Annotated in this window: 9 protein-coding genes; 8 read left to right on the top strand and 1 reads right to left on the bottom strand. The window is 38.9% G+C overall.

All coding sequences use genetic code 11. The features are described from left to right. The first annotated feature begins 81 nt into the window (after nucleotides 1-81). Nucleotides 82-1,404 (top strand): MFS transporter, encoded by a 1,323-nt coding sequence (locus GT575_RS08580; RefSeq protein WP_161171876.1) that lies wholly within the window; start codon nucleotides 82-84, stop codon nucleotides 1,402-1,404. A 4-nt stretch (nucleotides 1,405-1,408) separates the two neighbouring features. On the opposite strand, the gene GT575_RS08575 is transcribed toward GT575_RS08580, so the two are convergent. Next, on the bottom strand, nucleotides 1,409-3,439 hold the full coding sequence (locus GT575_RS08575) for a hypothetical protein (protein WP_161171875.1): 2,031 nt from the start codon (nucleotides 3,437-3,439) through the stop codon (nucleotides 1,409-1,411). 334 nt (nucleotides 3,440-3,773) lie between these two features. Between GT575_RS08575 and GT575_RS08570 the strand changes: the two genes are divergently transcribed. From GT575_RS08570 to GT575_RS08540, 7 genes are all read left to right on the top strand, one after another. After that, a complete protein-coding gene (locus tag GT575_RS08570; protein WP_022216241.1) occupies nucleotides 3,774-4,508 on the top strand; it encodes a LytR/AlgR family response regulator transcription factor in 735 nt (244 codons plus the stop codon). Further along, entirely contained in the window at nucleotides 4,505-5,473 is a 969-nt protein-coding gene (locus GT575_RS08565; protein WP_022216240.1) for a DUF5050 domain-containing protein, read from the top strand. Before GT575_RS08570 ends, GT575_RS08565 begins: the two co-directional genes overlap by 4 nt. 126 nt (nucleotides 5,474-5,599) lie before the next feature. After that, nucleotides 5,600-6,325, top strand: coding sequence for a PP2C family protein-serine/threonine phosphatase (locus tag GT575_RS08560; RefSeq protein WP_055146873.1), 726 nt, complete (start codon nucleotides 5,600-5,602; stop codon nucleotides 6,323-6,325). 26 nt (nucleotides 6,326-6,351) lie between these two features. Continuing rightward, nucleotides 6,352-8,448: a serine/threonine-protein kinase gene (locus tag GT575_RS08555; protein ID WP_022216238.1), complete on the top strand. Its 2,097-nt coding sequence runs from the start codon at nucleotides 6,352-6,354 to the stop codon at nucleotides 8,446-8,448. Between the two features lie 21 nt (nucleotides 8,449-8,469). Next, nucleotides 8,470-11,436, top strand: a complete 2,967-nt coding sequence (locus tag GT575_RS08550) for a PASTA domain-containing protein (RefSeq protein WP_055146870.1) — start codon at nucleotides 8,470-8,472, stop codon at nucleotides 11,434-11,436. Between the two features lie 23 nt (nucleotides 11,437-11,459). Next, a complete protein-coding gene (locus GT575_RS08545) occupies nucleotides 11,460-13,796 on the top strand; it encodes a PASTA domain-containing protein (RefSeq protein WP_055146867.1) in 2,337 nt (778 codons plus the stop codon). A 15-nt stretch (nucleotides 13,797-13,811) separates the two neighbouring features. Next, nucleotides 13,812-14,285 (top strand): FHA domain-containing protein, encoded by a 474-nt coding sequence (locus GT575_RS08540; protein WP_161171874.1) that lies wholly within the window; start codon nucleotides 13,812-13,814, stop codon nucleotides 14,283-14,285. Nucleotides 14,286-14,288 lie beyond the last annotated feature (3 nt).

Here is a 14,288-nt window from a genome sequence, read left to right as displayed (position 1 = left end):
AAGGCGAACGGCCAGTGGTTATTCAAAAAGGGAAGCGATGAGCTTCCCTTTTTATGTACTACAGAAGGGGATTAGAACTTGATGAATGACAAAACGGCAGATTCAAATAAAAGACGTTTGGCAGTCGCAGCTATCTCGGCTGTGGCACTCATAATACTTGTACAATTTGTGGATTCCTATTGCACTGAGATGTTCGGCAAGACGCAGTCACTTTCTGTTAGGACATTTCTCATGGATCCGCGTGGGATGAGTTCTGAAGCGGCGGTTGCATATATGAGCAGAGACATGCTGCCATTTTATCTTATCGGAGCGCTCACGCCATTTATCAGGTCATATACGGATATCATAGGCAGGAAGAAGATGATGATCATAAATGTGGCGCTTCTGGCTGTTGGAAGTGCAGTATGCCTGCTGGCAAACAATCTGTGGATATACCTGCTTGGCAATGGAATTCTCATACTGGGATATTCGCTGGACATACATCTGATATACATAGTCGATGCGGTAGATAGAAAACATCGAGGAACTGTCAGAGGAATCTGTGGTGGAGTGTCCATGGCAGCAGCCATGTGTATACCTCTGCTCAGGTCATTGTACGTGGATGGCGGCGGACATAATTGGCAGATCCTTTACGCTGTTGGAATTGTTGGCGGAGTAATAGGTATGGTACTGGTTATGTTGTACAGATTCCCGAATATAACTGGTTCTAAAGCTGCACCGAGTGTTGGCGGATCGGCAAACAGGAGTGAGGGAAAATCTGTGGACAGTACAGAATGTAACACAGATGATGGACATATACATTTTATAAAAACATTCAAAGATATATGCAGAGATCATGCAACCAGAAATCTTCTCATAAGCATAAGCGTGGTGGGGATGGCGACAGCAGGCATAACATATTACAATGAACCTTTGTGTGCCTTCTCAGGTATGGGAGAGGGCAATGTGAATACAGTGTTGCTCATACAGCCCATAGCATCATTGGCTATAAATGTTCTGACAGGAATACTTGCAGACAAAATGGAACGGAGATATGTGGTGCAGATGGGAATAGCGCTTAGCCTCATATCAGGTATGGCATTTACACTTGGAGTAGGGCATGGAGTTTCATCGGTGTTGCTGGGAATACTCTGGGGCTGCATGAATGGATTTTACTTTTCTGCGGAAGAACTGATAAATCTTATGGTCATGGAAAGTGTAGATATATCGGTCAGAGGAAGGGCGTCAGCCATGTCCACACTGTCATATGGAATAGGAGATCAGCTGGGGATATTTGCAATAAGTCTGGTTGTGGGAGCCCTTGGCATGAGATGGGCAAAACTGGTATTTCTCGTGTCGCCTCTTGTCATAGCAATGGTGGTTCTGAGAAGAAAAGAAATAGAAAAGAGAAGGGAACACGCTTAGTTGTTCAGCGTGTTTCCTTATTTTTATGTTCAACATTCAGCTTGCGGATGCTGGATTTGATCTTTCTGTATTTGAATAGTGGATACATTGCAAATGTCCACAGGGCATACACTGCGACAAGAATGGGCAGGCCTATCAGATTGCGGAGATTATTTGAGTGCCATACCGCCATGCTCAGGTATGCGACGAATATGCACAGCGCAACATCTGTGATGAGATGCAGCTTCTGATTCACGATATACATAGGATGATAACGGTCGTCAGGTGGCTGGATGTCCGATGTGGACAGGCTCTGTTCAAATTGACACAAATTGTAGTTATATATTCCTCTGGCAATCGCAAGCTCAGATATGCTGCCTGCGTACAGGTTGTGTCGGAACAGTGTTGTTACTTCATAATTATCAGAGTCAGGATTGCCGGCGTAGAATGAGAATTCGGCCATTTTCTGATAATGGGATCTCGCACGGAGAAGTATAAGTATGTTCAGAACACCGTTCAGCAAAATAAGGATCATTGTGACGGAATAGAGCATGGAAGCATTTGGCATTCTGAAATACTCCAGGTCAGGATTCACAAGCTGAAGGATCTCGGCGATCACACCTATGGATGAAAGAGTGACAATGAAAGCGGTTAGAGTAGCCCAACTGTATTTGGACGAATCCGCTACCTGATCATATATATGCCGGATGCAATCCTCACTGTAGTTTGTGAGCTTGTTGTAGCTGGTGTGTCTGAAAGAGTTCAGTCTGGAATCGTAATCCCATGAGCACATGCGCGCCACTCCGAATCTGGACGCAGGAACATGACCTGGCAGATCCGAGGAGAAGAAAGCATCATACCTTTTGTAGGTAATATGGTCATGAACCATGCTGTCGATAAGCATAACTCCACCAAATGATAAACTGACGAGAGCCACCAGAAGAGGAAAGCTGTTAAATACAAATGACACAACAATATACAGAATACTCATCATACAAAACAAAGTGATGATGACTCGTCTCCCCTGTTGTATATCATTAAAAGATCTCGAACAGTTCTGAAAATGATTATATGTAATGCTATAGGTGTTACTGTTCTCATCAAGCACGGAATGTTCAAGTATCAGGCTTAGCTCCGAATACTTCTTGTGCAATGAGAATGGAATAAATCTCAAAGCTGTCAAAATGATGGATGCACACAGCATGACAATACTGAACAGCGTCCCCTTTGTGCTTGTCGCCTCATAGGAACTGATCCAGGTAGAAGAGAAGATGGTTGCAAGCATCTGTACAGAGTAAAGGACTATCAGTGTATATGTTGCAAATGCCTGTAGCTTGTCAACCCTCCTGGCATCATTCATTAGCTTCTGAAAATGTGGGTTGTTCAGATCAGTCACGGGATGTGCGACCTTAGGTTCTTTGATATTTCTTGTTATTGCAACCTCCGATGCATATGCAGGGAAATTCACATCATCAAAAAGCGCATACAAAAGGATCGTAGCAAGGTATTCTGATGGTGAGGTGCATTTGAACAAAGAGCAATAATGTGTAAGCTGGTTGTCTGTTGAGAGGACGTTACTCAGATATGACTGCAGTGAAACTATAAAATCAGAGTCCAGTGCGCCTTTTGTTTCTATAAGATTGTCAAGATGAGCACACAGCTTGTCGTAATCTATCGCATTCAGCAGAGCTCTTATAGGAAGAGGCTGCTCGTTTCCGGAAAAGTTCTTATTTGCCAGGTTGGAAAAGAAAACACTCAGCTTCGTGCCTGTAGGATAGCTCTCGTCAGGATGGATGAGATAGTACAGAGGTTTCTGGGCTGAATCTGCATCCTTCTTAAGCCATTCTATATCCGCATCCTTGAAGACGGAAAATGACATTATTTTGTCAATATCGTCATATTGGTTCGGATTCTGTGAAAAGAATAATTGGCTGAAAGTATGTTTGTTGGAGTATGAAGACGTCTGTGGAACAATGGGAATGTTAAGCCCCAGATGCTCTGTGAAAAGTTCCTCCAGAGAGCATATGTGTTCCGCCGGTCTGGTACGATATTTCATCTTTTGTTTCCCCCTCATGGAAATGAAATAGGTTGGTTTAGTAAATATATGTGCTAAGCACTATATGAATATATAACAAAAAATGAGCTATTTCAACATAACAAAGGATATATTTCGACAAAATAGAATAAGGAATTTTCAATAACGAAAATAGACAATGAAACATGCAATATAGACAATGATATGTCTGGAGTGCGGATTACATTGCCTGAAAGTCATATTACTTCAGACTCTATAATATCAGGTAATAATTGATAAAGATCATTTATTTCTTTAAATTGATATGCAATGAGGCGGAGAACCGCATAGATAAATGAGGGGGAGAGAATTCAATATGACAATAGGCGTATGCGATGTAAATCCAGACGAGACGCAGAGAACAGTATATTTCCTGCGCTCTCAAATTAAAAACAACATTATTGATAACGAAAATGTGAGATTTGTTTCATATAACCTTGATTCAGTAATGTTGGATATCGACTATCAGAAGTTCGACTGTGACATCTTTATAACAGAGCTTCTGTATCCAAATGGCAAGAATGGTGTGAACCTGGCAAAGAGGATCAATGCCGTAGCTCCATCTTGCAAGATTCTTTTTTATGTAAACAAAATCCCTGAAGAACTGGACATATACGAGGCGAATCATGTGAATTGTATGCTTAAAGGCAGACATGATGCAAGACTTGTGACATTCATGAATGATCTTGTGGAGAAGATGAACAATGATGACAAGAAGCAATTCATCAAAATCCGATATGACAGGAACGTCAATATCCTTGATTGCCGCGACATAATGTACATCAAAATAGAGAACAGAGTAACGATATATTACACAAATAGAAAAAATGACCAGCGTGATGGCAAATATTACGAATACAGACCTCTCAGCGAGATTATGAAAGAACTCCCAGATAATTTCGTGAGATGCTCAGCCGCTGCGGTGGTAAACAGGGACTATATCAGTAATTATAATCATCAGACCGTTACGATGGTTGATGGGGAGGAGATAAAGATTGGAAGACGGTATGGAGATGTTAATGCAAATAGAAAGGAGAAAGTAGTTCAATGAAAAAAAGAGAAATAAGAAAGTTTATTGTGATGATTATGGGCATAATACTGCTGGTTTCAGAGGTTCAGTTGTTTAGTGGTGATAATGTATATGCCAGTACAAGAACAAGTAGGTACGAGCAGTTATATGTGCCGTCATATGCGGCAATGAGTGGGAAGATGCTGTATTACGCAGTGGGATCAGGGGCTCAAGGAGGGCGGTTGTATATGTACAATACATCTACAAAACGTCAGAAAAAAATATCTGATTTGCGCTGTACGGATCTGACAATTACAAAAAAAAATATATATTGCACTGTAAATAAATATATTGGTTCCGATGCCCGTAACAGGTATGTATATAGAATGTCAAAGGATGGTAAGAAGACGAAAGTCCTTGCGGAAGGCTATAGCCCTGTTGTTGTCGGAAAGTATATTTATTATATAGGTGTTAAAAAAGGCTCTGCTCCGTGGAATGCAAACGTTAAGGTTGAATATGGCTCTACGGGCATATATAGAATGGATTCCAACGGAAGAAATAAGAAGTGCATTTATCGATTCAGTGGGAAGGTTTCAACAGATAAGCTCATTGCTGGAAAAAATCGAGTCATATTTACTGGAAGTAATTCTGTCACATATGCAATAGGAACAAACGGAAAGATGACTCGCGCGAGTATTTCAACTTCAAAAAACAGAATTAGTACATTTACATGGCTTACAAGTTCAACAATTAATAAACTTCCGATATCAAATAATAAATATGGTTACATATATAAGATACAGGGAGCCGCACTTGTCAGGTGTAAAGGAACAAGTCGTAGAACCATATTTAAAGTTCCTGCACAGTATGTTAGAAATGGTGGAATAAATTATGTAATAGATTGTGGAGATTATCTGTTTGTTGTTTCGGGTTACACATATGCGTTCGTTGTTAGTAAGAGTGGAGCGGGCGTAAAAAATGTTGCAGCAGCTTTGATTGGATATTGATGTTGTTATTACGGAGTTTGCCGAAAAAAAGCAAAATACAGACATGGCAAAACGACATACAGACATGCAAAAACGTGGAGATATATAGTATATGATATAATTTCACAAGAGATGGAGGGGATTAGAATGATAACATATAAGGTATATTCCGACATAGGAAACAGGGAGAAAAACGAGGATTCCGTTGGAAATTTCCATGTAAATCAGAGAAATATATTTGTATTGGCTGATGGACTCGGCGGTCATGGACGTGGTGAAGTTGCTTCTTCAAATGCGATAGAAACAGCCAGAGATCTTACACAATTAGTTGGAGACAGTAACGCTGATCTTTTGTCAGATATATTTGAAGAAGCTCAAAAACGAGTAATGAATATTCAAGAGGGTACATTCGCAAATGGCATGAAAACGACACTTGTTGCGTTAGATATATGTCGCGATCAGATCAAATGGGCCCATATAGGCGATTCACGTCTATATTATTTTCAAAATTGTAAGTTGGTTGAAAGAACTTTGGATCATAGCGTTCCTCAGATGTTGGTTCTGGCGCACAAGCTAAAAGAGAAAAAAATCAGAGGGCATGAAGACCGGAATAAATTGCTGAGGGTTATAGGTAGTCCATGGGAGACTAAAAAGTATGATTGTTCTGAGATTATAAATAAAAATGGATTTCAGGCATTTCTTTTGTGTTCAGATGGGTTTTGGGAATTGATAGATGAAAAAGCAATGACTAAGACTTTGAAGAAATCAAACAGTGTTGATGAGTGGTTGGATGCAATGGTTGAGATAGTAAGGCAAAACGGTAAGTGTACGGATATGGATAACAATTCGGCGATTGCCGTTTGGGTTAAGTAGGTAAATATTGTTGGAGGATATATTGAATGCAGAGAAGATGTCTAAATTGTTTTAATTTATTTGACATAGTATATAGCGATAAGGAAGAGAGTGAGGTCTGTCCATACTGTGGATATTGCGAGGGAACACCACCTAAAGAATTATATCATTTATATCCGGGAGTTGGCTTATACAATAACAGGTATGTGATAGGTACATGTATAGGATTTGGCGGATTTGGTATTACATATAAGGCTTGGGATAATGTACTTGAGACGGTTGTGGCTGTGAAAGAGTATTATCCAACTGGTCTTGTGCAAAGGGTTCCAGGAAAGCCACAGGTAATTATTTATACTGGTGAAAGTAAAGAAGAGTATATGCAGGGATTGGAAAGATTCTTGGATGAAGCAAAAAATATGGCGAAATTTGTCGATAATCCAAATATTGTTCATGTTGATGCTTTTTTTGAGGAAAATAATACTGCGTATCTTGTTATGGAATATTTGCCAGGAATGACTTTGAAGAGTTATTTAAAGTCAAAGGGAGGTCGTATAGGCTGTGAAGAGGTTATACCTATAGCTGATGCGGTAATAACAGCTCTCAAGGAGATACATGCTGGCGGAATAATACACAGAGATATCAGTCCTGACAACATAATGTTGTGCAACGATGGGCGGATTAAGCTCCTAGATTTCGGCGCTGCAAGATTTTCAGATGCTGATCAGGAAAGAACCAGATCTATTATTTTGAAACCTGGATTTGCTCCACCAGAGCAGTATCAGGCAAAAAGTAAGCAGGGACCATGGACAGATATATATGCGTTATGTGCAACTGTATATCGCGCAATAACAGGAGTATTACCGGACGAATCTGTTAATAGAGTTATAGAGGATACAGTACAATCTCCAATTCAGATATACAGTGATATTCCTGAAAGAATAAGTAATACTGTTATGAAGGGAATGTCAATATATCCTGAAATACGATTTTCAAATGTAGACGAATTAAAAAAGGCTCTTGATGGAGAAAAGAAAGTTATGGAGCCAAAGAAAGAACTTCGTGTACGCAGAATGAAGCGAACGATAACAGTAGGAATTGCACTTCTTGTCGTCGTGTCAATGTCACTTTATGTGTACAACATGTATAAAAATAAAAAAGCTGATGTGGTTATGAATGCTGCTGATATATCAATCTGGATTGCAGTGGATGATCAAATGAATGAAGATGGCGCAAAGGCAATGATGGATAGTGGAATAGAAGCATTCACAAGTAGTCAAGAGAAGGTAAATGTTAATTATAAATTTATACCAGAAGATCAATATGGCAGTGAATTATTAAAAGCATACGAGAATGGAGAGATGCCTACAATATTCCAGGCTCAATATGCAACAAAAGAGATTATGGAGGATGCGGCCAGCGTAGATAAAGTTTATGAATATATGGAAAAGTCGGGATCTGACGATTGCTATCTGTTAGAAAATTATAAAAATTCTATTGAAGAAAGCAAAAAAATTCCATTAAGCTTTGAGGCACCTGTTGTATATGTAAAAAGAAGCTCAGAAGTTAAGAATATAGATAATCTGACTATAAGCGACTACAAGCAGATAGAAAGCATGAGTGATGATAGTTTCTATATATCAGAATCTGCGGAAGATATGCTTCTGAGTTCGCTGAATAGTAATGAGAATAGTCAGAATATTGATGATAAAAGAAAAAAAGAATGGAAAAAATTAGGTGGAAGTGAAATATATAAGCAGTTTTTATCTGACGATAAATTATTATACTATTTCGGTTCAACGGAGGACTATAAATTTGTAAATGACAGTTGGGCTGGAAGATATAAGATCGTGAAGATAGAAAGTGATTCAGTTTATGTAGAACCAACTAATGAATTGTCGATAAGTGGAACAACCAGTGATGATGAGAGCAGAGCGGCTTCTTTGTTAATAAGCTATATGTTAAAACAGGGAGCTCAGGAAGCGTTGTTCTTAGGAACATCTTATAGCGATAATGGTGTGGATAAATTGCAGAAAATTGAAGGATTACCAGTTAATAAATCTGCGTTGAAGTCATATACGGATACTAATACTGAATTACAGATTATAGATTCTTACACAGATAACATGAAGATAAAACAGCAGTAAAGTGGGAAGGAGAATATACAGATGCCTGAAAGAATATGTATGGGATGTATGGAAAAATACAATGACAAATACAGTATATGTCCGTATTGCGGTTATAATTCCGAATCTTCAGCTCAGGAGCCATATCATTTAACTCCAGGAACTGTTATTGGAGGAAAATATATTGTTGGTAAAGCAATAGGGTATGGAGGATTTTCTGTAACATATATAGGCTATGATTACAGTATTGATAAAAAGGTAGCGATAAAAGAGTATATGCCTTCTGAGTTTGCAACAAGATCTCCAGGATCTTCACAGGTTGTAATTTTCACAGGTGATAGAGAAGAACAATTCCGTGGAGGAATAGAAAAATTTGTTGATGAAGCAAAACGATTGGCAAAATTTCGTGGAACTCCGGGAGTAACAGATGTTTATGACGTGTTGGTAGAGAATAATACTGCATATATAGTGATGGAATTCCTTGAGGGAGAGACACTCAAAGAGTATCTGGGAAAAAACGGAAAGATTTCACCTGATGAAGCGATAGAAATGATGCTTCCTATAATAAGAACGTTAAAGACGGTAAATGCTCAGGGAATCTTACATAGAGATATTGCACCAGATAACATTTTTATGACCAATAATGGTGAAGTAAAACTCATTGATTTTGGCGCTGCAAGACAGGCTACATCTACAAATCATAGCAAGAGTTTATCTGTAATAGTGAAGCCGGGATATGCACCACCAGAGCAATATAGAAGTAGGGGAGATCAGGGTTCCTGGACAGATGTATATGGATGCGGTGCCGTGTTATATAAGATGATAACTGGAGTTACCCCTGAAGATTCGATGGATCGAGATTCGAAGGATTCACTGAAAGATATATCAAAATTTAATATAGATATTACGACTAATCAGGAAAATGCAATTATGAATGCTCTGAATCTGGAGATAGAGGATAGAACACCAGATATGGAGAGATTGGAATATGAGCTTACTACGGATGAAGAAGTTGCAAGAATAAAGGCTAAAAAGAAGAAAATGGATTTTGGACGTTGGCCATTATGGTTAAAGATATCGGTGCCTGCAGCGGCTGTTTTACTATTGACGCTGGGAACTTTATTGGTCACAGGCGTGATAAATTGGAAGATGTTTATACCGGGGGCGACATCTAAAGTCAGGGTGCCTAATGTTGTAAATCAAACGCTCAATGATGCAGAGATAATGATTCAAGAAAAGGATATGCTGATTCAGATAGTTGATCAGGTTGAATCTGATACGATTCCTAAAGGTGCGGTTTTGTCACAAAACATTCCTTATGGTACGGAAGTCAAAGGGGGAATGGTGTTAGAGGTTACAATATCTGGAGGCGTAGGACAGGTGTATATGCCTGATGTTGTTGGTTTATCTAAAGAAAAAGCTGAACAGGAATTGAAGGATCTGGGTTTGTTTGTAAAAACAGATACGGCTGAGAGCGAAATAAAGAAGGAATATATTTGCGCACAGCAGTACAAGTATGGCGAGGCTGTAGATAAAGGTTCAGAGGTTAACCTTACGGTGTCATTGGGTAAAAAAGAGTATGACAATTCGAAGAAAACAGAAGTGCCGAATGTTGTAGGTGAAAAATGGGATGATGCAAGAAAAATGGCATCTGATAAAAGAATATACATATATAAATCAGATATAAAGAACAGTGATACTGTTGAGAAAGATATAGTTATGAAACAGTCTTTGAAAGCTAAGTCAAAGGTGGAAGAAGGTTCTGACTTAGGCGTTGATGTGAGCCTCGGAATAAATACAACGCATGTTCCAGATGTTGTATATAAGAGCTTTGATGAAGCTTCAAAACTTATGAATGACAGTAAGATAAAAATAGAGGTTACATACCAGAAGAGTGATGTGGTAGCTAAAGATCATGTAATATCCCAGAGCGTTGAGGCGGGAACAGAGGTGAAAGTATGGTCTACAGTATCGCTGTGTATAAGTGAGGGCAGTGATAAGATTGATGCTGCACCTAGATATGAAGATACTGATAAGAAGAATACAACATCAGAGCAAACAAAAACAACAGAGAAGACAACGGAGAAAAAATCAGAGAGTAAGAAGGAAGATAAGAACACTGAGGACAAAAAAACAGAACATGCTACAGAAGAACAGCGCACAGAGAATAAGACAGAAAGCACAACTGAGAATGTAAAACCATCAAAAGATGATTCTATGGTAGATGTGCCTAGTCTGGTTGGAATGTCTTTGCAACAGGCTGAAGCAATGCTGGAAAGTAATGAATTAAGTGTTGGAAGTGTGGAATATAGATCTTCCTCATCATCTAGTACAGGCATAGTTTTGGATCAGGGTATTGGTTCAAATCAGAAGGTAAAAAAAGGAACTCAGATATCATTGATAGTTTGTTCGAATGATACTGTGACAATGTATAGATATAGAGATGTGCAGGATTATGATATAAAAAAGACTAACAGTAACAGCACTCCAAGTGGTTATACATATTACAAAACTGAAGAAAGTCAGTCTTATGGGAACTGGGGAGGATGGACTGAATGGAGTTCAAACTACGTACAATCCAGTGATACCTGTAATGTAGAAGCGAAAGATGGCGCTGTGTTTGGTCGATATGATACATACAGGGCCGATGGTTCTTATGAAAGAACTGATGATAAATGGCAGAATTCAGGATCTAGAAGGAGGGAATATTATCTTCCGTGGGATGAAGTATCACGTGCAAATCAATTTCAGTGGCCTGGCAGTTCGACTGAAAGATGGGTATTTAATAGTAATGGAGAAGTTAATTACAGAAATGTTTCAGGCACTGGTGAGTGGTCGTGGACGGGTACTGTCTACAGATATCAGACCCGGTCTGTGAATAAGGTATATACATACTGGTACAGAAAACCAATTTATGGTTCGTGGTCTGAGTGGAGCACATCTAGAGTTAGTGAATCCTCAACAAGACAGGTTGAGACAAAACAAGATTATGTATATGAACAATACTAGGAAGTAACAGGAGGCAGTATGGTATGGCGGAACAATTATGTATGGGATGTATGAATAAGTTTGATGAAAATGATAGCATATGTCCATATTGTGGATATAGGGTGGATACTCCGCCCGCAGAGCCATATCATTTAGCTCCGGGAGTAATACTTGGCGGGAAGTATATTGTAGGAAAAACCATAGGATATGGTGGATTTTCGGTTACATATCTGGCATATGATTATAGTCTTGAGAAGAAAATAGCTATTAAGGAATATCTGCCATCTGAATTTGCAACAAGGGCTGTTGGCTCATCAACGATATCTATCTTTAGTGGAGATAGGACTGACCAGTTTAACGGAGGAATAGAAAAGTTTATTGATGAGGCAAAGAGGCTTGCAAAATTTAAGGGAACAACAGGAATAACAGATGTGTATGATGTGTTCCGTGAAAATAATACAGCATATATTGCTATGGAATATCTGGAGGGACAAACGTTAAAAGAATTCCTCCTAGATAACGGTAAAATAGATTATCAAAAAGCTGTTGATATGATGATACCTATAATAAGGACTTTGAAGAAGGTTCATGAAAAAGGGATATTACACAGAGATATAGCTCCAGATAATATTTTCATAACTTCAAATGGAGAGGTAAAGCTTATTGATTTTGGCGCTGCAAGACAGGCGACATCAACAAATCACAGCAAAAGCCTGTCGGTTATAGTTAAACCGGGATATGCGCCGCCTGAACAGTATAGAAGCCGTGGAGAACAGGGGCCGTGGACAGATGTATATGGTTGTGGTGCAACTTTGTACAAAATGATAACTGGCGTAACTCCGGACGATTCAATGGAGAGATGTTCTAAAGATACACTGGAATTACCATCAAAGTTTGCAGGGAACATATCAGAGAATGTTGAGAATGCTATATTGAATGCTTTAAATATAGAAATCAATGACAGAACTCCGGATATGGAAAGACTGGAATATGAACTTACGACAACGGATGTTGTACACAAAAATCGTGTAACATCAAAATCCAGAGATCTTGGAAGATGGCCAACATGGTTGAAAGCAGTGGTAGCAGCATCAATATTAGCTGTACTGGTAGTTGGGACCTTATTGGTAACTGGTGTAATAAATTGGGATTCATTTATTTCCTCGGATGACAGATCGGATGCAAGAGTGCCAAATGTCATAAATCTTACAGTTGATGATGCTGAGAAAATACTGGCCTCTGAAAATATAGATATGAAAATTGTTGATAAGCAGGAGTCGGAAGATATACCTAAGGACTCAGTATTATCACAAAATATAAGTGGTGGAAGTCAGGTACAGAAAGGTATGACAGTAGAAATAGTTGTATCGAGTGGAAAAGGACAGGTGTATATGCCAGATTTCACTGGATTAGGACAGACTGAAGCCGTGGAACAAGTTGAAAAGATGGGGCTGCATGCGAAGATTGAAACACAAGAAAGTGAAATAGCTCAGGATTATATATGTGACCAACAATATAAAGAAGGAGAAAAAGTAGATAAAGGCTCAGAGATATTATTGAAAGTATCTATTGGCAATAGTAGTTATGATGAGAGCGCAGAAACTACAATTCCAGATGTTGTTGGTGAAACATGGGAGAATGCAAGAAAGTGTGCAAGAGAGAAAAAGATATACATATATAAGGAAGAAACACTTAATGACAGCAAGGTTGCTCAGGGAAAAGTGATAAAGCAGAATCATAAGTCTGGAGAAAAAGAAAAACAGGGGTTTGTGTTGGGGGTAAAAGTTTCTCTTGGTGTAAAAATGACTCATGTTCCTGATGTAGTTTATAAGAGCCTTGAAGATGCCCGGAAACTTATGGATGAGAGTAATCTTCAGATAGAGGTCGAATATGAACAGAGTGATAAGGTTGAGAAGGATCATGTAATATCGCAAAGTATAAAACCAGATACGGAGGTTGAGGAAAAAACAATTATAAAACTTGTGGTGAGTAAAGGCAATGGCTCTGAAGATAATTCAGAAGCAACTAATGATACAGAAGAAACAACAGAAATTACTACAGAGGATACACCTACGACAGCCCAGGAGACTACTACTGAAGAAGAAACGACAGAAGCACCAGAACCAGATGATGAACCGACAAAAGCAATCGTTCCAGATTTATCTGGATGTAGTGAAGATTCTGCTATATCGATGTTGTATGATGCGGGGCTTTCAGTTGGAAGCATAGAGTACAGGTCTGATCCTAATTCATATGATGGTGCAGTCTTAAGTCAAGGTGTTTCTGCATATTCCGAGGTCGATTATGGAACATCGGTTTCACTGATAATTTGTAATAATGAAAAAGATGAGAGCGGAAATTATATTTGCCCAGAATACTAATAGTAGAGGATAAAAATGGAGAATGTTAAGAAAATCAATTCAAGACAGCAGGTTTTAAATCATGTTCCACAGGATGGAGGTGCGATTATCGGTGTCAGAGGGTATCTGGCAGGGGTTATTATTGCTGTGAATTATGGAAATATCATAACTATAGGCAGGGATCCGGCAACATGTAATTTGATCATGGAGGGAGATTTCATCAGTCGTACACATTGCAGACTAAGCTACAAGCCTGATGTGAAAAATGTTCATATAAATGGAAGTGCATTTATAGGCAGGGCAAACACCTGTGACGTTTTTATCAATGAAGTTACAGTTTCAAGACAGCATATTGTATTGGAATGCAAAAATGGAGAGTTATTCGTTCAGCCGTTGATGACTGCGACAAACAGTACAAAATTAAATGGCAAGCAGATAACTGACAGACATCAGTTGTTTTCGGGAGATAGACTGATGATCGGTGCAGTAGGAATTATAGTAAGGTGGTGATAT

It is taken from the genome of Coprococcus sp. BIOML-A2 (assembly GCF_009875795.1).
Lineage (GTDB): Bacteria > Bacillota > Clostridia > Lachnospirales > Lachnospiraceae > Coprococcus > Coprococcus aceti.
This window is presented reverse-complemented; position numbering and strand designations above follow the sequence as displayed.

What these genes read in the sequence shown, in the direction of transcription:
- GT575_RS08550 (WP_055146870.1), top strand. Translation starts at nt 8,470, where the DNA reads ATGCCTGAAAGAATATGTATGGGATGTATGGAAAAATACAATGACAAA.
- GT575_RS08570 (WP_022216241.1), top strand. Translation starts at nt 3,774, where the DNA reads ATGACAATAGGCGTATGCGATGTAAATCCAGACGAGACGCAGAGAACA.
- GT575_RS08580 (WP_161171876.1), top strand. Translation starts at nt 82, where the DNA reads ATGAATGACAAAACGGCAGATTCAAATAAAAGACGTTTGGCAGTCGCA.
- GT575_RS08555 (WP_022216238.1), top strand. Translation starts at nt 6,352, where the DNA reads ATGCAGAGAAGATGTCTAAATTGTTTTAATTTATTTGACATAGTATAT.
- GT575_RS08575 (WP_161171875.1), bottom strand. Translation starts at nt 3,439, where the DNA reads ATGAAATATCGTACCAGACCGGCGGAACACATATGCTCTCTGGAGGAA.
- GT575_RS08565 (WP_022216240.1), top strand. Translation starts at nt 4,505, where the DNA reads ATGAAAAAAAGAGAAATAAGAAAGTTTATTGTGATGATTATGGGCATA.
- GT575_RS08560 (WP_055146873.1), top strand. Translation starts at nt 5,600, where the DNA reads ATGATAACATATAAGGTATATTCCGACATAGGAAACAGGGAGAAAAAC.
- GT575_RS08545 (WP_055146867.1), top strand. Translation starts at nt 11,460, where the DNA reads ATGGCGGAACAATTATGTATGGGATGTATGAATAAGTTTGATGAAAAT.
- GT575_RS08540 (WP_161171874.1), top strand. Translation starts at nt 13,812, where the DNA reads ATGGAGAATGTTAAGAAAATCAATTCAAGACAGCAGGTTTTAAATCAT.